At 68.6% G+C, this 18778-nt stretch carries 17 protein-coding genes; 11 read left to right on the top strand and 6 right to left on the bottom strand.

Annotated features, from left to right (window positions below):
* Positions 1–374: 374 nt before the first annotated feature.
* The 3 genes from J2T23_RS03145 to J2T23_RS03155 form a co-directional block, all read right to left on the bottom strand.
* Entirely contained in the window at positions 375–2051 is a 1677-nt protein-coding gene (locus tag J2T23_RS03145) for a formate--tetrahydrofolate ligase (RefSeq protein WP_307357133.1), read from the bottom strand.
* A 102-nt stretch (positions 2052–2153) separates the two neighbouring features.
* Positions 2154–3419, bottom strand: coding sequence for a D-inositol-3-phosphate glycosyltransferase (gene mshA, locus J2T23_RS03150; RefSeq protein ID WP_307357136.1), 1266 nt, complete (start codon positions 3417–3419; stop codon positions 2154–2156).
* A gap of 76 nt (positions 3420–3495) precedes the next feature.
* A complete protein-coding gene (locus tag J2T23_RS03155) occupies positions 3496–4908 on the bottom strand; it encodes a family 4 glycosyl hydrolase (RefSeq protein ID WP_307357138.1) in 1413 nt (470 codons plus the stop codon).
* A gap of 91 nt (positions 4909–4999) precedes the next feature.
* On the opposite strand from J2T23_RS03155, the gene J2T23_RS03160 reads away from it, so the two are divergent.
* The 6 genes from J2T23_RS03160 to tsaD are packed head-to-tail and all read left to right on the top strand — an operon-like array spanning position 5000 to position 10237.
* Entirely contained in the window at positions 5000–6091 is a 1092-nt protein-coding gene (locus J2T23_RS03160) for a carbohydrate kinase family protein (protein ID WP_307357141.1), read from the top strand.
* 55 nt (positions 6092–6146) lie between these two features.
* Positions 6147–7385, top strand: coding sequence for an alanine racemase (gene alr / locus J2T23_RS03165; RefSeq protein ID WP_307357144.1), 1239 nt, complete (start codon positions 6147–6149; stop codon positions 7383–7385).
* A complete protein-coding gene (tsaE, locus tag J2T23_RS03170) occupies positions 7382–7969 on the top strand; it encodes a tRNA (adenosine(37)-N6)-threonylcarbamoyltransferase complex ATPase subunit type 1 TsaE (protein WP_307357147.1) in 588 nt (195 codons plus the stop codon). The genes alr and tsaE overlap by 4 nt, the downstream gene beginning before the upstream one ends.
* The gene (gene tsaB / locus J2T23_RS03175) at positions 7963–8634 is read left to right on the top strand and encodes a tRNA (adenosine(37)-N6)-threonylcarbamoyltransferase complex dimerization subunit type 1 TsaB (RefSeq protein WP_307357150.1); all 672 of its coding nucleotides are present in this window, start codon (positions 7963–7965) and stop codon (positions 8632–8634) included. The genes tsaE and tsaB overlap by 7 nt, the downstream gene beginning before the upstream one ends.
* A gap of 44 nt (positions 8635–8678) precedes the next feature.
* A complete protein-coding gene (rimI, locus tag J2T23_RS03180; protein ID WP_141183409.1) occupies positions 8679–9149 on the top strand; it encodes a ribosomal protein S18-alanine N-acetyltransferase in 471 nt (156 codons plus the stop codon).
* Positions 9146–10237 (top strand): tRNA (adenosine(37)-N6)-threonylcarbamoyltransferase complex transferase subunit TsaD, encoded by a 1092-nt coding sequence (tsaD, locus tag J2T23_RS03185; RefSeq protein WP_141159824.1) that lies wholly within the window; start codon positions 9146–9148, stop codon positions 10235–10237. The genes rimI and tsaD overlap by 4 nt, the downstream gene beginning before the upstream one ends.
* 36 nt (positions 10238–10273) lie before the next feature.
* Here the strand turns inward: tsaD and J2T23_RS03190 are convergent, their stop codons facing one another.
* Positions 10274–11425, bottom strand: a complete 1152-nt coding sequence (locus tag J2T23_RS03190) for a glutamate--cysteine ligase (protein ID WP_307357159.1) — start codon at positions 11423–11425, stop codon at positions 10274–10276.
* Between the two features lie 374 nt (positions 11426–11799).
* Here J2T23_RS03190 and J2T23_RS03195 point away from each other — a divergent pair, with 374 nt between their 5' ends.
* Together J2T23_RS03195 and J2T23_RS03200 are read left to right on the top strand one after the other, a co-directional pair.
* The gene (locus tag J2T23_RS03195; protein ID WP_307357752.1) at positions 11800–13248 is read left to right on the top strand and encodes a glycoside hydrolase family 3 N-terminal domain-containing protein; all 1449 of its coding nucleotides are present in this window, start codon (positions 11800–11802) and stop codon (positions 13246–13248) included.
* A gap of 42 nt (positions 13249–13290) precedes the next feature.
* Positions 13291–14109 carry a shikimate 5-dehydrogenase gene (locus tag J2T23_RS03200; protein WP_307357160.1) on the top strand — a complete coding sequence of 273 codons (819 nt, stop codon included), beginning with the start codon at positions 13291–13293 and terminating at the stop codon, positions 14107–14109.
* Positions 14110–14117: 8 nt separating this feature from the next.
* Here J2T23_RS03200 and J2T23_RS03205 read toward each other — a convergent pair whose 3' ends face one another.
* Positions 14118–15356 (bottom strand): class I SAM-dependent methyltransferase, encoded by a 1239-nt coding sequence (locus J2T23_RS03205; RefSeq protein WP_307357161.1) that lies wholly within the window; start codon positions 15354–15356, stop codon positions 14118–14120.
* Positions 15357–15410: 54 nt separating this feature from the next.
* Between J2T23_RS03205 and J2T23_RS03210 the strand changes: the two genes are divergently transcribed.
* The 3 genes from J2T23_RS03210 to groL all read left to right on the top strand — a co-directional run bounded on the left by J2T23_RS03210 (position 15411) and on the right by groL (position 18060).
* Positions 15411–15791, top strand: a complete 381-nt coding sequence (locus J2T23_RS03210) for a hypothetical protein (RefSeq protein ID WP_141182083.1) — start codon at positions 15411–15413, stop codon at positions 15789–15791.
* A gap of 286 nt (positions 15792–16077) precedes the next feature.
* On the top strand, positions 16078–16371 hold the full coding sequence (groES, locus tag J2T23_RS03215) for a co-chaperone GroES (protein WP_003805290.1): 294 nt from the start codon (positions 16078–16080) through the stop codon (positions 16369–16371).
* Between the two features lie 78 nt (positions 16372–16449).
* Positions 16450–18060, top strand: coding sequence for a chaperonin GroEL (gene groL / locus J2T23_RS03220; RefSeq protein ID WP_307357171.1), 1611 nt, complete (start codon positions 16450–16452; stop codon positions 18058–18060).
* 86 nt (positions 18061–18146) lie between these two features.
* On the opposite strand, the gene J2T23_RS03225 is transcribed toward groL, so the two are convergent.
* Entirely contained in the window at positions 18147–18755 is a 609-nt protein-coding gene (locus J2T23_RS03225; RefSeq protein ID WP_307357173.1) for a dihydrofolate reductase family protein, read from the bottom strand.
* Positions 18756–18778 lie beyond the last annotated feature (23 nt).

Raw genomic sequence — 18778 nt, forward strand, 5'->3', positions numbered from 1 at the left:
TGAGTTGGGGCGGGAGGGGATGGGGGGTTGGTGGGTTGGGGCGGGAGGTGATGGGGCGTTGGTGCGTTGGGGCGGGAGGTGATGGGGCGTTGGTGAGTTGGGGCGGGAGGTGATGGGGCGTTGGTGAGTTGGGGCGGGAGGTGATGGGGCGTTGGTGAGTTGGGGCGGGAGGTGATGGGGCGTTGGTGCGTTGGGGCGGGAGGTGATGGGGCGTTGGTGCGTTGGGGCGGGAGGTGATGGGGCGTTGGTGCGTTGGGGCGGGAGGTGATGGGGCGTTGGCGCGTTGGGGCGGGAGGTGATGGGGCGTTGGTGCGTTGGGGCGGGAGGTGATCGGGCGTTGGTGAATTGGGGTCGGAAGGTGATGGGGCGTGGGGTTAGGTGAGGCCCACTGGATTCCCGTCCGCGTCAACGTCCATGCGCAGCGCAGCCGGGACGGCAGGGAGGCCAGGCATGGTCATAACGGCCCCGGTGAGGGCCACTATGAACCCGGCGCCGGTCTTGGGCAGCAGGTCGCGGACGTGGATGGTAAACCCCTTGGGGGCGCCCAGCCGGGAGGCATCGTCAGTGAACGAGTACTGGGTCTTGGCCATGCACACGGGCAGCGAACTCCAGCCGTTCCGCTCAATGTCGGCAAGCCGCTTCAACGCGGGCACGGAGAAGTCCACGCCGTCGGCGCCATAGATTTCCTGGACGATGGTCCTGATCTTGTCCTCAACCGACAGCCCCAGCGAATAGAGGTGCCGGAAACTGTTGGGGCCGGCCACTGCCCCGGCGACCAGGGCAGCCAGTTCATCACCGCCGTCCCCGCCACCGCCCCGGCCCCACACGTCTGCGACGGCCGCCGGGACACCTTCGGCCGCGCACCAGGCAAGCAGCCAGTCGAGCTCCTCTGCGGAATCGGACGAGAACCGGTTGATGGCAACCACGGGCGTGACGCCGAACTTCTCTACGTTGTGGATGTGTCGCTGGAGGTTCACCACACCTGCTTCCAGCGCCGCCAGGTCCGGCTGGGTCAGCCGGGCCTTGGCTACGCCGCCCTGCATCTTCAAGGCGCGGACGGTTGCCACCACCACGACGGCGGAGGGTGCCAGGCCGCCGATCCGGGCCTTGATGTCCATGAACTTCTCTGCCCCGAGGTCTGCGCCGAATCCCGCCTCGGTCACCACGATATCCGCCAGGCGCCGGGCGGTCTGCGTGGCAATGAGCGAATTGCAGCCGTGCGCGATGTTGGCGAACGGGCCGCCGTGCACCAGCGCCGGGGTACCGGCAATGGTCTGCACGAGGTTCGGTTTGATGGCTTCCTTCAGCAGCAGGGTCAGGGCGCCCTGGACGCCCAAATCGGCTACGGTGACAGGTGTCCGGTCATAGGTGTACCCGAAGGTGATCCGGCCCAGGCGCTCGCGAAGGTCGGTGATGTCCGTCGCCAGGCAGAAGACGGCCATGATCTCTGATGCCACGGTGATGTCGAAGCCGTCCTGCCGGGGCACGCCCTGGGAGGGGCCACCCAGGCCGATCACTATCTCCCGCAGGGCGCGGTCGTTCATGTCCAGCACCCGCTTGAAGGTCATCCTGCGCGGATCGATGTTCAACGTATTGCCCTGGTAGATGTGGTTGTCCACCAAGGCCATCAGGGCGTTATTGGCGGACGTGATGGCGTGAAAGTCGCCCGTGAAGTGCAGGTTGATCTCGTCCATGGGCAGCACCTGGGAGTAGCCGCCGCCGGTGGCGCCACCCTTCATGCCCAGCACGGGGCCCAGGGACGGTTCCCGCAGGGCGATCATGACTTTGTGGCCGGCCCGGGCCAGCGAGTCTGCCAGGCCAACGGTGGTGGTGGACTTTCCCTCGCCGGCCGGGGTGGGAGACATCGCCGAAACCAGCACCACCTTCCCGGCCGGCGGGGGCGCGTCGAGGCGTGTGGGGTCGATCTTCCCCTTGTAGCGGCCGTACTGTTCCAGTGCGTCAGGGTTGATTCCTGCGGCCGCCGCGATCTCCTCGATGGGCCGGATTCGCGCAGCGCGGGCTATCTCAAGATCAGATGGGAGAGTAGACATCCTTGTCCTTTCCTGCACCGGCCGGCGCCGGATACCTGCCCCTAAGCTAACAGCACGCAGCCCCAACGGCACGCGGTTCCGACGTCACCACGGAAAAGGGCTTCAGGACGCGGGAACCGCCGGGGCCAGGCGGCGGCCCACGAAGTTGTCGACGGCGGCATGGTAGCTTTCCAGCGTGATGGCGGCAGTGCGCTGCCAGCCGGAGTTCTGGGCCCGGATGGCAGCGGCCCGGCCCAGGTCCTCACGGGTGGCGGGGTCGTCGTACAGGGCCTCCAAGGCATCGGCCCAGTCGGCTGCGTGGTGGCCGTCCACCAGGAGCCCGGTCCGGCCGTGGAAGATGGCACGGGACAGGCCGCCAACCCGGGTGGCCACCACAGGCGTGCCGCAGGCCTGGGCCTCGAGTGCCACGAGCCCGAAGGATTCGCTGAAGGAAGGCATCACCACAACGTCGGCCGCGCGGAACCAGGACGCCAGCTCAGGGGCCTTCACCGGCGGAAGCTGCGTGACGACGTCGTCCATTCCCGCCTCCGCCACCAGGCAGCGGAGGTTGAACTCCTTGTTGCCGCTCAAAGCGCCCAGGATGGTGACGCGCAGGTCAATGTCCGGGCGGCGTTTGCGCAGCAGCGCCGCGGCCTTGACCAGGACCTGGGGGCCTTTCAGGCGCTGGATGCGGCCGGCGAAAACCAAGTGGAACGTCTCCGGGCTGACGCCGTGCCCGGCCCTGGACCGTGCCCGGAAGGCGGGAGTGAACGTGGCGAGGTCCACGCCGGGCGGGGCGATGTCGATGCGGTCGTAGGTGGCGCCGTAGTGGGAGACGAGTTCGGCGGCCTCAGAGCTGGTGTTGGCGATGAGCCTGGCCGCGCCGTCCACGATGCGGTGCTCGCCCAGTTCGCGGCGCCGGGGCTCAGGCTGCTCACCGGATTCCAGCAGCAGGTTCTTGACCTTGGCCATGGTGTGCATGGTGTGCACCAGCGGCACGCCCCACAGCTCGGACAGCTCCAGCCCGGCGATCCCGGACACCCAGTAGTGGGAGTGGATGACGTCGTACCGGCCGTGCGGCTGGCGGCGCCGGATCTGCTCGATTTCCGCGACCATGGCGTGGAGCAGCCCGGGCAGCTCCTCCTTGGGGATCTTCCGCGGCGGGCCGGCCAAGACGTTGTGAACGCACACCCCGGGGTCGGGATGCTCGACGGCGGCCTGGTCGGCTGAGGTGGCGCGCGTGAAGATCTCCACCTCCACACCTGCCTCGGCCAGCGCCGAGGCCAGCTCACGGATGTAGACGTTCATTCCGCCAGCATCACCGGAGCCCGGCTGTTCCATGGGGGAGGTGTGGAGGGAAAGCAAAGCGACCCTGCGGATCAGTGCCACGGGACCTCCTTCCGGCCGCCGGCGCGTGTCAGGGGTGCCGGCTCAGTGCACATCCGATAAAACATTACTCCTTCCCCTAACGCCCGCCGCCCTCCCACATCTTCCCCAGATCCGGAAACGCCCGCTCGTACCCGGCCATCAGCTTCACGGCCAGGTCCGCCGAATCCACCAGCGGGTGCCGGGCAAAGGCTTCGACGGCCGCCTCCCTGTTGCCGGCGCCCGCAGCCACGACAACGAGCCGCTCCACCTCCTTGACCCGCAGGAGCAGGCCCAGCTGCGGTTCCGCCGGGGTTTGCTGGGGCAGCGGGACGGCGCCGGCCTCGGTGACAGTGCAGGGGACCTCGACGACGGCGTCCGCCGGCAGGCCGGGAATGGCAGGTTGGGGCGGGGACGGGGTAGCACCGGCGCGCCCGGGTGCCGGGGCCGCCGGCAAGGCGTTCACAGTGTTGAGGACCAGTTGCGTGCCTCCGCCGCCGGCGAGGGCGCGCATGGCGGCGAGGGCAACACGCTCATAGCCGCCGCCGGCGAGGTCTTCCTCGCTCCGGCGCTCGCCGGCACCCCGGGCTTCGGCCAGGTATCCCTCTTCCCTGGACCGGCGCGCTGCCTCCCACAGCCGGTAGGCGTCCGGGCCGGCCGCGGCAAGCCGGGGATACAGCTCCTGCTGCTGGCTGTGGATCGTCTGCCCGCGCGTGCCCGCCATGGCCTGCATTGCCTGCCGGGCGGCCTCGCCCTGGTAGTAGTAATACAGGTACTCGTTGGGGAGCAGGCCCAGCCCGGCAAGGAACGGCTGCGGGAACAGCCGGCCCTCCTCGAAGGACTGCAGCGCCGCGGCGTCCGCCAGAAGGCCTGGGAGCAAATCCCTTCCGCCGGACTCCAGCCGGTACAACCAGCCCAGGTGGTTCAGCCCGTAGTACCCCACGCCGTCGAGCCGTCCCGCCGGCAAGGCCACACCGGCAGCCCGCGCCGCCCGCTGCACCAGGCCGCCCGCCGAGTCGCAGATCCCAATGACCCGGTTCCCCAGGACGGGGCGCAGCGCCTCGGTGACCATCCCGGCCGGATTGGTGAAGTTGACCAGCCATGCGCCCGGGCAGCGCTCGCGCATCAGCCGGGCAAGGTCCACCATGTGCGGGATGGTCCGCAAAGCGTAGGAGATCCCGCCCGCCCCCGTGGTTTCCTGGCCCAGCAGCCCGAGGTCCTGCGCCACTTTTTCATCTGCCACGCGGCCTGCCGTCCCACCGGGCCGGATCGCGGCGAACACCATGGAGGTTCCGGGGAGGGCCGCGGAAAGATCGGTGGTGGCATCCACCTGAAGGTGCGCACCTTGTCCTGTGGGCATACTGCGCAGCACAGCGGTGACGGCGTCAAGGCGGGCGGGATCGACGTCGTGCAGCACCAACTCCGTGACCAGCCCGGAAAAGGGCCCGGACACCAACGCCCGGTATATCAACGGCACCCGGAAACCCCCGCCGCCGGCAATCAGAAGCCGCATGGATGCAGTCTAGGACCAGCCTCCGACACCCTGTCCAGGCCGCTTCCTAAGCCCCTACCGGAGCCCCTGCCCCACGGCGTATCCTGCGCTCATGGACGCCACGCCAGCCCGCCGCTTCGATCCGCTGGCCGCTGTCCGCTCGCCGGCGGAACCTGGATTCGACCTGCTGCTGGCCGGGACCGTCTTCCAGGACATCATCTTCACCGGCCTGCCGCACGGGCCCGAACCCGGCACGGAAATCTGGAGCGACGGCATGGGCAGCTGTCCCGGCGGGGTGGCCAACCAGGCCATCGCCGCGGCGCGGCTGGGGCTGCGGACCGGGCTGGCGGCGGCGTTTGGGGACGACGGCTACGGTGACTTCAACTGGAAGATCCTCTCCAGCCAGGAACACGTGGACCTCAGCCTCTCCCGCCGCGTCCCGGGCTGGCACTCGCCGGTCACCGTCTCCCTCTGCGTGGACCAGGACCGCTCCATGGTCACCCACGGCCACTCTGCACCGGTGACCAACTCCGAGCTGATCGGAAGCCCGCCCCAGGCGCTCGCCGGCATCGCGGAGGTCGGCATGGAAATTGAACCGTGGGCCCGGGCAGCCCACGGCGCAGGAGTTCGCCTGTTCGGGGACGTCGGATGGGATCCCAGCGGGGAGTGGGCGCCGGTGCGGCTGGAAAACCTGCAGTACTTCTACGCCTTCCTGCCCAACCAGCGCGAGGCCATGGCATTCACCGGCAAGGACAATCCGTGGAGTGCCCTCTACGCTCTGGCGGACCGCGTGCCCGTGGCGGTGGTGACCCTGGGCGCGCAGGGCGCCATGGCCGTGGACTCGGAAACCGGGGAAGAGGAATGGGTCCCGTCGCTTCCGGTCAAGGCGCACGATCCCACCGGAGCAGGCGACTGCTTCGACGCGGCGTTCATCGTGGGTACCCTGGCCGGCTGGCCGCTGGGGGACAGGCTGCGTTTCGCCAACCTGTGCGCCTCGCTGGCTGTGCAGGAGGTTGGCGGATCGCTGGCCGCCCCTGGCTGGGGGGACATCGCCGACTGGTGGAAGCGCGCCAACGCCCGCCCGGAACGGCAGATGAGCCAGTGGCTGCGCCGCTTCGGATTCCTCGCGGAAATCATCGAGGACGTCCCCCTCGCCGCCCAGCGCCGCGCGGCCGCCACCATCGCGCACCTATCCGACGCCTGAGGAGCGCCGGACGCCCGATTATTCGGCGCGAAGTGCCCGCACTAGAATCAGTTAGGTGACCTACCCCGCAACAACCGGTGAATTCAGCGCTGCCTCCGGGCCGGACCCCCACCATGAGCGGTCCGCCGTGATCGACCTGGAGGCCATCCGGCACAACGTCCGCCGGCTTGCCGCCGCCGCTTCCCCCGCGAAAGTCATGGCCGTGGTCAAGGCAGATGCTTACGGGCACGGCGCCGTCCCCGTGGCCCGTGCAGCCCTGCAGGCAGGCGCGTCCTGGCTGGGCGTGGCGCACATTTCCGAGGCCCTCGCGCTCCGCGCCGCCGGCATCGATGCGCCCCTGCTCGCCTGGCTGCATACCGCCGACAGCAACTTCGGCGCCGCCGTGGCTGCCGGCGTCGACATTGGCTGCTCCGGGTGGGAGCTGGAACGCATCGTTGCTGCGGCCCGTGAGCAGGAACGCCCCGCCCGGATCCACCTGAAGGTGGACACGGGGCTCGGCCGCAACGGCGCCACCCCGGAAGCCTGGGACCGCCTGGTGGGGGAGGCCGTGGAGTACCAGGACCAGGGACTGCTGCGCGTGGTGGGCATCTTCTCCCACCTCGCCGTGGCTGATGAGCCGGAGCGGCCCGAAACCGATGAGCAAGTGGCCGCATTCCGGGAGGCCCTTGCCATTGCCGAGGACGCGGGCGTGGACCCCGAGGTCCGGCACCTGGCCAACACCCCCGCCACCCTTTCCCGCCCGGACACCCACTTCGACATGGTCCGCGTGGGCCTGGGCATTTACGGGCTTTCACCGTTCGACGGGACGACCTCCGCCGAGCTCGGCCTCCGGCCCGCCATGACGCTGCGCACACTGGTGTCGCAGTGCAAGGAGGTGCCCGCGGGACAGGGCGTCTCCTACGGCCTCCACTACCGCACCCGGGAAGCGAGCACCCTGGCACTGATCCCACTGGGCTATGCCGACGGCGTCCCGCGCGTGGCCACCGGCGGCCCCGTCCGGGTGGCCGGGAAGACCTATCCCGTGGTGGGGCGGATCGCCATGGACCAGATGGTCATCGACCTCGGTGCCGAGGCATCCGGGGCGGCGCTGCAGGGCGCGGAAGCGGAACTGTTCGGGAACGGTGCCGACGGCGGACCCACCGTTGACGAATGGGCGCGCGCCGCCGGGACCATCAACTACGAGGTGGTGACCAGGATCAGTCCGCGCGTACCCCGCCGCTTCATCAACGAGGACGAATCCGCTGGCAGCGGCCAGGCCATGGCCGGCGCGCCCAGCAAGGCCGGAGCGGCATGAGCGCGCCGGACGAACTGACCGCCAACTGGGAAAAGACCTTCACGGCGACGACGGCGGAACAGACCCACGCGTTCGGCGCCCGTTTGGCGGAGGTGCTGCAGGCCGGGGACCTGCTGGTGCTGTCCGGCGAGCTGGGTGCCGGGAAAACCACCTTCACCCAAGGTCTGGGCGAAGGCCTGGGCGTCCGCCCGGGCATCATCTCGCCGACGTTCGTCCTGGTCCGGATCCACCCCAACCTGCCGGACGGCCCCCGCCCGGGCGGCCCGGACCTGGTGCACGTGGACGCCTACCGCCTGGGGTCGGCGGCGGAAATTGACGACATCGACCTCGAAAACACCATGGATTCATCGGTGACGGTGGTCGAGTGGGGACATGAGCGCGTGGAGCACCTGAGCGACAGCCGGCTCGAAATCGACCTGCACCGTGCCATCGGGCTCGGGGCCACCCCGGCGGCCACCCCAGGAAGCCTGGACTTCGACGCCGAAGACACCGACGAGCCCCGGACCATCGTCGTGCGTGGCTACGGTCCCCGCTGGGTGAACTTCCCCGCACTGGCCGGACCGGATGGGGGAGCGGCATGCTGATCCTCGCCATTGACACGTCGGCCGTGGCCAGCGCAGCGCTGGTCACCGACGATGCCCCCGAAAGCGTGCTGGCCAGCTTTGCCACGGAGGACACCCGGAGCCATGCCGAGGTGCTTGCCCCCGGAATCCACGCCATGCTGGCGTCCGCGGGCGTGACCGGGCAGGATGTGGACGCCCTGGCAGTGGGGGTTGGTCCTGGTCCGTTCACCGGGCTTCGCTCCGGCATCGCCACCGCCCGCACCTTGGCCTTTGTGTGGGGAAAGCCGCTGCACGGACTGGTGAGCCTGGACGCGATGGCCCTGGAAGTTGCCGAGTCCACCGCCGCCGTCGCCGAGTTCCTGGTGGTGACCGATGCCCGCCGCAAAGAGGTCTACTGGGCCCGGTACAGCTTGGCTGACGGACAGCTGCCCGTGTTGGAGGACGGCCCCCACGTCGGGTTCGCGTCTGACCTCCCGGACCTGCCTGCTTTCGGCGCCGGCGCGGGACTCTACGCCGATGTGCTCCGGGCCCATCCGGATTTCGCCGCGGAGCAACCGGATGCCCTCTATCTCGGCCAGTTCGCCCTGGCCCGGCTGGCGTCGGGACACACCCTGCTGGACTCCACCCCCCTGTACCTGCGCGAATCCGATGCCCAGGTGCCCGGACCACGGAAGCGGGCATTGTGAGCACCACCCCGGACCCGCGCGCGGCTGACGTCACCGTCCGCGACATGACGCTGGACGATATTCCCGCCGTCGGCGCACTGGAACACAAGCTCTTCCCCATTGACGCGTGGCCTGTCCAGATGTTCCTGGACGAACTTTCCCAGCCGGAGACCCGGCGCTACCTGGTGGCGGAGACCACGGGTGGCATCGTGGGCTACGCCGGGCTGATGTGCATCGAGCCCATCGCTGACGTCCAGACCATCGCCGTCGTCCCCGAGCACGAGGGGCGCGGCATCGGCAGCACGCTCCTCACGCAGCTGATCGACGAGGCCCGGCACCGCGGCGCCGCTGACGTCCTTCTTGAGGTCCGGGCCGACAACCCTCGGGCACAACAGCTCTACGTGCGGTTCGGCTTCGAACAGATCCACATCCGCCCCCGGTATTACCGCGACGGCGTGGACGCCCTCATCATGCGGCTCCAGCTGGCCGCGCCTGAAACTGACGGACACGAAGCAACGGAAGCAGGCCAGGCATGAACCGTACGCAGCCCCTGGTGCTGGGCATCGAATCGTCCTGCGACGAAACCGGCGTGGGCATCGTGCGTGGCACCACCCTCCTGACGAATACGGTCTCTTCCTCCATGGACGAGCACGTCCGTTTCGGCGGAGTCATCCCCGAGATCGCCTCCCGGGCCCACCTCGATGCTTTCGTTCCCACCCTCGAACAGGCCCTGGCCGACGCCGGCGTGACCCTGGACGAGGTGGATGCCATCGCCGTAACCTCCGGACCTGGGCTTGCCGGCGCGCTGATGGTGGGCGTGTGCGCCGCCAAGGCGCTCGCCGTGGCCACCGGAAAACCCCTGTTCGCCATCAACCACCTGGTGGCGCACGTTGGCGTCGGACTCCTGGACGACCGTGCCACCGGCCGCAGGCAGGAGCTGCCGGAGAACCTCGGAGCCCTGCTGGTTTCCGGCGGCCACACCGAAATCCTGCGGATCAACAGCATCACCAGCGACGTGCAGCTCCTGGGCTCCACCATCGACGACGCCGCAGGCGAGGCCTACGACAAGGTGGCGCGCATCCTGGGCCTGGGCTACCCCGGGGGACCGGCCATCGACAAGGTGGCCCGCACCGGCAATCCCAAGGCGATCCGCTTCCCCCGGGGCCTCAGCCAGCCGAAATATATGGGCACGGCCGATGAACCCGGCCCGCACCGGTACGACTGGTCCTTCAGCGGACTCAAGACGGCCGTGGCACGGTGCGTAGAGCAGTTCGAGGCCCGCGGCGAAGAGATTCCCGTGGCCGACATTGCCGCGGCGTTCCAGGAAGCCGTGGTGGACGTGATCTCCTCCAAAGCGGTTCTGGCTTGCCGGGAGCACGGCATCAAGGATGTCCTGCTGGGCGGCGGCGTAGCGGCAAACTCCCGCCTGCGGGAGCTGACCGGGCAACGCTGCGCCTCCGCCGGTATCCGCCTGCACGTCCCGCCGCTGGACCTGTGCACGGACAACGGCGCCATGGTAGCCGCCCTCGGCGCGCAGCTGGTGATGGCCGGCGCCGACCCAAGCGGCATCGGCTTCGCCCCGGACTCCTCGATGCCCGTCACCTCGGTCTCGCTGCCGGCCTGACACCCGGCAAACCCTGCGAAACGGGAAGGGGGTTGGTCAGGCGGTGGGGCCGTTGCGCATCTGCTTGACCAGGTCCAGCACCACGGCCTGCAGGTTCCCGCCGTTCTCGGCAGCCACCCGGCGCTGGCGCTGGTACCCGGCGCCGCGGCTGATGATCTTCTCGACGTCGGCCAGTTCGTCGGAGCAGCGCAGCTTGGCCGCGACCGGTTCAAGCCGGTTCAGGGTCTCCAGCAGGTGGTCGGTGACCAGCTGCTCCTTGCCCGCGGCGTCGAGGATGATGATGGCGTCCAGGCCGTACCGGGCAGCCCGCCACTTGTTCTCCTGGACGTGCCACGGCGGCATGGTGGGGATGGTGCCGCCATTGTTCAGGGTGGTGGAGAACTCATCCACCAGGCACTGCGTGAGCGCCGCAATTGCCCCCACTTCCTCCAGGGTGGCCAGGCCGTCGCAGATCCGCATCTCGATGGTGCCCAGGGCGGGCACCGGCCGGATGTCCCACCGGATCTCCGAGATGGTGTCGATGACGCCCGTGGTGAACATGTCCTGGACATAGGACTCGTACTCCGCCCAGGACGTGAACTGGAAGGGTAGGCCCGCGGTGGGAAGCTGCTGGAACATCAATGCACGCTGCGAGGCGTATCCGGTGTCCTCGCCGCCCCAGAACGGGCTGGATGCGGAGAGCGCCTGGAAGTGCGGGAAGTAGTTGACCAGGCCGTCCAGGACCGGAAGGGCTTTGTCCCGGCGGTCCAGGCCCACGTGGACGTGGACGCCGTAGATGACCATCTGCCGGCCCCACCACTGGGTCCGGTCGATGAGCTTGGCGTAGCGCTCCTTGTCCGTCACGGGCTGCAGCTGCGGGGGGCTGAACGGGTGGCTGCCGGCGCAGAAGAGCTCCACACCCATGGGGTCGGTGATTTCACGCACGGCAGCGACGGACCTGTTGAGGTCCTCCTTGGCCTCGGCGGCCGTTTCGCAGATCCCGGTGACCAGTTCCACCGTGTTGAGCAGCAGTTCCTGCTTGATGTGCGGATGTTCGTCGTCTTCGTTGAGCTCGGGGTGGCGGGAGGCCACGCCGCGGAGCACCTGGTTGGCCACGGAAGCGAGCTCGCCCGTCTTTCCGTCCACCAGGGCAAGCTCCCACTCAACACCGAGGGTTGACTGCCTCGATGACGCGAAGTCGATCTTCACACGTTTCCTTACTGTCCGGTTTGCCGCTGGCTGAAGCCGCTCACAGGCTGCTGCCGGCAGGGGAACGGGTGGTTCAAGTCTAGTGCAGGGGTAGCATCGTACTGATGGCACCGTTCCCCCCGCGTCATAGTCCTGCCAAATCCTTCCCCCTCCTCGCCGCCCTTTCCGCGCTGGCGCTGGCATCCTGTTCGGCCTCCCCGGGCGCCGCCCCGGCGTCGTCGTCCGCGCCGCCCACCGGGGTGTCCCCGTCCGCATCAGCAAGTACGACGCCGGCGCCCCCTTTGGCTTCCCCGTCGCCTGATCCGGGTTCCCGGCCCTTGGGGTGGGGGCCGGAGCAGCGGGACCAGGACGCCGCGGCGGCGGCCGTCGCGGCCATGTCGCCCGAGCAGAAAGCCGGGCAGGTCCTGCTCCCGTTCTTCAAGGGCAACCAGGTGGAGGCGCAGGCGGCGCTCATCCAGCGCCTCCACCTGGCAGGGTCCATCATCATGGGGGACAACGTGCCCCGCGACCCGCGGGGCCAGGTGGACGTGCCCGGAATGGGTGCCGTGAACCAGCGGTTGCAGCAGGCTGTTGCGGCAGACGGCCGGCGTTGGCCGGGGATCATGAGCGTAGACCAGGAAGGCGGAGCGGTGGCACGCCTGGGGCAGCCCCTCACCGAGTGGCCCGCGCCCATGAGCTACGGGGCCGCCGGCAACCAGGCACTGACCCGCCAGGCGGGCAAAGCCCTGGCCGGCGAGCTGGTGCCATTGGGCTTCGACCTCGACTTCGCGCCGGACACGGACGTGACGGTCGGCCCCTCGGACCCCACCATCGGCGCCCGTTCCATGTCCTCTGACCCTGCTGCGGCGGCAGCCCAGGGAACGGCCTTCTCCCAGGGCATGCTGGACGCAGGGGTGCTCCCCACCGTCAAGCACTTTCCCGGGCACGGCTCGGTGACGGCGGATTCCCACCTCAGCCTCCCCGTCCAGCAGGCAGGCCTCGACGTGCTGCGGGGCCGGGACTGGAAACCCTTCGAGGCTGCCGTCGCCGCGGGCCTGCCCATTGTCATGACCGGACACATTGCCGTGCCCGCGCTGGAACCCGGTGTGCCGTCGTCGCTCTCCGCACCGAGCTACGCGGCGCTCAGGGGTTTGGGCTTCAAGGGCGTGGCCGTGACCGATGCCCTCAACATGGGCGCCGTCGAGAACCAGTACCCGGCCGGCGCCGCTGCAGTGAAAGCACTGGCCGCCGGCGCCGACCTGCTGCTGATGCCTGCGGACGTGGAGCAGGCGCACGCCGCCATCGTCCAGGCCCTGGCCGCCGGGACCCTTCCCGCCGCACGCCTGGATGAGGCAGCGCAGCGCGTGGCCACCATGATGATCTGGCATGCCCGCACCACGCCGCCTGCCGGAACCCCGGGCGCGGGTGCTCCGGCGGGAAGCGGGGCAGCGCTGTCGGCCCAGGTCTCGGCATCGGCCGTCACGGTTGTCTCCGGCCCCTGCAGCGGACCCTTGGTTCCCGGCTCCGTGCGGGTGGCCGGCGGGGGACCGGGGGACCGGGAACGTTTTGAAGCCGCCGCCGCGCGCGCCGGGATTGCCGTGGGGTCAGGGCCGGTGGTCAACCTCATCGGATTCGGCGGCAAACCGGCGGGCGGGGACATCGCCGTGTCCCTCGACGCTCCCTGGCCGCTCCAGGGGTCCAGCGCCACGGTGAAGCTGGCACTGTACGGCCGCACCGATGCCGCCTTTGACGCCTTGGCCGCCGTGTTGGCAGGGAAGGCCCCGGCCCCGGGAAAGCTGCCCGCCGCCGTCGGGCCCTTCCCGGCCGGAACCGGCTGCCCCTGAGCCCCTGGCCGCGCACGCCCGCAGGAACGCTTTAATGGTCTGGTGCCCATTCTGAATAAAGACATGACCCTCTGCATCTCGCTCTCGGCCCGTCCCAGCAACAACGGGACCCGGTTCCACAACCACCTTTACGGGCAGCTGGACCTGAACTGGATCTACAAGGCGTTCGCGCCCACCAACCTCGAACAGGCCATCGCGGGTGTCCGCGGGCTGGGCATCCGTGGCTGCGCCATCTCCATGCCCTACAAAGAAGACGTCATCGCGCTGGTGGACGAGATGGACCCCTCCGCCAAGGCCATCGACTCCGTAAATACCATCGTGAACACGGACGGGCATCTCAAGGCGTACAACACGGACTACACCGCCATCGAACAGCTCCTCGCCACCAATGAAGTCCCTACCGACTATTCGGTGCTGGTGCAGGGCGCCGGCGGGATGGCCAAGGCCACCGTTGCAGCCCTCCGGGACGCTGGATTCCAAGACGTCACCGTCATCGCCCGGAACGAGGCCGCCGGGCGTGCGCTGGCGGACCAGTACGGCTTCCAGTGGCGTGCAGCGCTCGACGGCGGGACGGCTGACCTGATCATCAACGTCACCCCGATCGGCATGGCGGGAGGTGCGGAAGCCGACAGCCTGTCCTTCCCCGCCGAGGCCATTGACGCGGCCCGCCTGGTGTTCGACGTGGTGGCGCTGCCCGCCGAAACACCGCTGATCCGCGCCGCCCGTGCGGCCGGCAAACCAGTGATCACGGGGGCCGAGGTGGCCACCATCCAGGCGCTGGAGCAGTTCGTCCTGTACACGGGCGTGCGTCCCACGCCGGACCAAGTGCGGGCGGCCGAGGACTTCATGCGCGCCCAGTAAGGCGTGCGTCAGGCTGGTTCCACCACGATGGCCACCCGGTCCTCGCCGATGCGCGTCAGGACCAGGGTGGCCGTCCTACCGCCCTTCTTCGCGTTCTTTCCGCCGGGCAGCAGCTGCTTCCGCAGCTCTTCCGGAGTGACCGCCATGCCGCGCTTCTTGATGTCCAGCACGGTGATGCCCTCCCGCTTTACCCATGCCTTGAGCGACTTGACGTTGTACGGCATGACCTCCAGGACCTTGAAGGCACGGGCGAACGGGGTGGCCAGGAGCCTGGGCGCGCAGATGTAGGCGATGTGTTCATCCACCAGGTGGCCGCCGAGCTGCAGCGCCACGTCCGCCACCAGCCCGGCACGGATCACGGCGCCGTCCGGTTCATACAGGTACCCCTCCACGGGGCCCACCGGCGCGGCAGGGCCCGCGCCGAAGTCCTCGGCACTGGTCAACTCCGCAGGTGCCTGCGGCCCCAGGACCAACGCGGCGCGGCGGACTCCGGGCCGGCGAACGCCGTTGAACCACAGGGTCACCTCCGTGACGTCACCGGCCACCGACACCCACTGCGCCTCGCAGCCCGCAGGCACGGACTCGTGCGGCATGCCCGGGCCCATCTTCACGCCCACGGCCTTGCCCCGGGCAGCCAGTGACTCCACGAAGGACAACGGCGGCGAGAATGCCTCAGGGTCCCAGATCCGCTTGGTGCCGGAGCTGGTGGTGACCCGCCGGGCCGGGTCCAGCCAGACGCCGTCCATCCCGTCCAGGGGGACGGACGAGGCGTCGGCATGCACCACCGTGGCGTTGGGGAAGGGAATGAGGTTCACGGTGGCGCAGGCCGCGGTGGTTTCGTCCATTTCGACGGCAGTGACGTTGAGGTCCAGGGAGGCCAGGGCCAGGGAGTCCGCGCCCAGGCCGCAGCCAAGGTCCGCCACGTGGCTGATCCCGGCGGCGGCGAACCGCCGGGCGTGGTGGGCGGCGACACTCAGGCGCGTGGCCTGTTCCAACCCAGCCTGCGTGAAAAGCATCTGCCGGGCGAATTCGCCGAACTTGGACTCCGCCCTGGTGCGCAGCCGCGATTGGGTCAGGACGGCCGAGACGAGTCCTGCAGGGTGACCTGCCTTCCGGAGTGCAGCGTTGAGCTCGAACGAGTCCTCATCGCGGTATGGGCCCAGGGACGCCAGCAACTCCCAGCCCTCCGGGGTCAGCAACGGTGCGATTTGGTCCTGTGCCATCTGGTCCTGGGGAGCGTGAGCCATGGGTTCCAGCCTAGTGGAGGAGTGCATGGGCGGGATGCGGATACTGTTGAATCCATGGATGAGAGCGCAGCCCCCCGCGAGCCCGATGACCACGAACCGGGGGACCACGGGCCGGCCAGGTTCGCCCGTCCCGTCCTGATTGCCGCCGCCGTGGTGGCCGTGGTCTGCATCGCATTGATGGTGATCATCTTCCTGTTGGACACCTTCAACGCGACCGTTTATTCGGTGGGCGGCAAAAACGTCCAGGACAACACCCAGGAGGCCAGGGACATCCGAGGGCTGTACGACGGCGCGCGGGCCGGGAGCATCTTCTTCCTCGTTGCTGCGCTCCTCGCCGCGGCAGTGTCCGGCTGGGTGCTGTACAGGGGACGGAACCAGGACGACGGCGATGCCGAGGGCGGCGAGGACGTGGACTTCGACGACCTGGGCCGGTGACGACGCGGGGCACCGACCACCCGGGCTGCCGGGATGGGGTGCCTACCATCCCCGGCGGCCCACCGCCGTCGGGCGCCAGAGGGTGTACGCCCATGACGAAACGTTGGCACTCACCTTGACCGAGTGCTAACCCTTACATAGAGTCTTCATTAGCACTCTCCCTAGGAGGGTGCTAACACATGAAGAGCTGCCAGCCAGGCTGCTGCCGGCACCGCGACGACGGTTTGCCAGCTACGGCGGAAAGCTTTCCAGTCCACGAATTTGCTGACGAAAAGGAGAGGTCCGAGTGTCGGTCTCTATTAAGCCTCTTGAGGATCGTATTGTTGTCCGCCCGCTCGAAGCCGAGCAGACCACGGCTTCCGGCCTGGTCATCCCGGACTCCGCACAGGAGAAGCCGCAGGAAGGCGAAGTTGTTGCAGTTGGCCCCGGCCGCTTCGAAGATGGCAACCGCGTTCCCGTTGACGTAGCAGTTGGCGACGTCGTCATCTACTCCAAGTACGGCGGAACTGAAGTCAAGACTGGCGGCACCGAGTACCTCGTGCTGTCCGCCCGCGACGTCCTGGCAATCGTCGTCAAGTAACTCTTCGGATCCCCGTGCTGCCGGCCATGCTCATGCTGGCCGGCAGTGCGGGGTTTCTGTCTTTGAAAGGACAAAACCATGGCAAAGCAGCTTGCGTTTAACGACGCTGCCCGCAGGTCCCTTGAGGCCGGCATCGATAAGCTCGCGAACACCGTCAAGGTGACGCTCGGCCCCCGCGGCCGCAACGTCGTCCTGGACAAGAAGTGGGGCGCCCCCACCATCACGAACGACGGCGTCACCATCGCCCGCGAAGTGGAACTGGACGATCCCTACGAGAACCTTGGCGCCCAGTTGGCCAAGGAAGTAGCCACCAAGACCAACGATGTTGCCGGCGACGGCACCACCACCGCCACGGTCCTGGCCCAGGCCCTGGTCAAGGAAGGCCTGCGCAACGTTGCAGCCGGCGCTGCCCCCGGCCAGATCAAGCGCGGCATCGAGGTTGCGGTTGAGGCCGTGGCTGCCCGCCTGCTCGAAAACGCCCGCCCGGTCGAGGGCACCCAGGTGGCTAACGTTGCCGCCATCTCGGCGCAGAGCGACGAGATCGGTGAGCTCCTCGCCGAGGCCTTTGGCAAGGTGGGCAAGGATGGCGTCATCACCATCGAAGAGTCCTCCACCACCCAGACCGAACTGGTCCTCACCGAGGGCATGCAGTTCGACAAGGGCTACCTGTCCCCGTACTTCGTCACCGACGCGGAGCGCCAGGAAGCAGTCCTCGAGGACGCACTCATCCTGATCAACCAGGGCAAGATCTCCTCGATCCAGGAATTCCTGCCGCTGCTCGAAAAGGCCCTGCAGAGCTCCAAGCCGCTGTTCATCATCGCCGAGGACGTTGAGGGCGAGGCCCTGTCCACGCTGATCGTCAACCGCATCCGCGGCACCCTGAACGTTGTGGCCGTCAAGGCTCCCGGCTTCGGCGACCGCCGCAAGGCCATGCTGCAGGACATCGCCACCCTCACCGGTGCACAGGTTGTCTCCCCGGAACTGGGCCTGAGCCTGGACTCCGTAGGCCTGGAGGTGCTGGGTACTGCCCGCCGCATCACCGTCACCAAGGACAACACCACCATCGTGGACGGCGCCGGTTCGGCCGAGGACGTGGCTGCACGCGTCGCCCAGCTGCGCGCCGAGCTGACCCGCACCGACTCCGACTGGGACCGCGAGAAGCTCCAGGAACGCCTGGCCAAGCTTGCCGGCGGCATCGGCGTCATCAAGGTTGGCGCTGCCACCGAGGTTGAGCTGAAGGAAAAGAAGCACCGCATCGAGGACGCCGTGTCCTCCACCCGCGCTGCCCTTGAAGAAGGCATCGTGGCCGGTGGCGGTACCGCCCTCATCCACGCCCTCAAGGCACTGGACGAGGAACCTTCCGTGAAGGCCCTCGAAGGCGACGCCGCCGCAGCTGTGGGCATCGTCCGCCGCGCACTGGTGCAGCCGCTGCGCTGGATTGCCCAGAACGCCGGCTTCGATGGCTACGTTGTCACCTCCAAGGTTGCCGACCTGGAGACCAACAACGGCTTCAACGCCAAGTCCGGCGAGTACGAGGACCTGATCGCCGCGGGCGTCATCGACCCGGTCAAGGTCACCCGTGCAGCCCTCCGCAACGCGGCCTCCATCGCCGCCCTGGTTCTCACCACCGAGACCCTGGTCGTGGAGAAGCCGGCCGAAGAGGACGAGCACGCAGGCCACAGCCACTAGGGCTGCACCTTAGCGGCTTTCCGCTGAAAAGGCTGGTCCGGCATCTGCCGGGCCAGCCTTTTTCATGCCCTTCACAGGATGCCAGGCTAGGTTGCGGTGGGGACCATCTCGGACGTCTCCACTTCTCCTGCGCGTTCGTACACCAGCGAGACCGCCCCTTTCGGGAAGCTGCGGGCCGGCTCGGCCAGCGTGAAGGTGGAGGGCACCGTTCCAGTGCCGAACAGGCGCTTTCCCTGGCCCAGGACCACCGGGTACAGCCAGAAATGGAGCCGGTCCAGCACATTGGCCGCCATGAGGGACCGGATCAGTACCCCGCTGCCGAACATATGGATCTGCCCAAACCCGTCCCGTAGGCCGCCCGCGGCCGCGGCATCCGGCAGGACAGTGGTGCCGGCCCAGTCCGGGTCCGCCATTGTGCCGGAGACAACGAACTTGGGGACCCGGTTGAGGGCATCGGCAATGTCACCGGACTGGTGCGGCCAGTAGGACGCAAAGATGTCGTAGGTCTTCCGGCCGAGGAGGAGGGCATCCATCCGGCTGATCTCGTCCGCTATCGAAGCGCCGGCCTCGTCGTCGGACACCGGCGCCTGCCAGCCGCCGAACGCGAATTCGCCTTCCGGGTCTTCTTCACGGCCGCCCGGCGCCTGGTACACGCCGTCGAGGGTGATGAACAGGTTTGCCACGATGATCCCCACGCGCACATTGTGGACCCGCGCCT

This window comes from Pseudarthrobacter niigatensis, from assembly GCF_030812615.1.
GTDB lineage: Bacteria > Actinomycetota > Actinomycetes > Actinomycetales > Micrococcaceae > Arthrobacter > Arthrobacter niigatensis.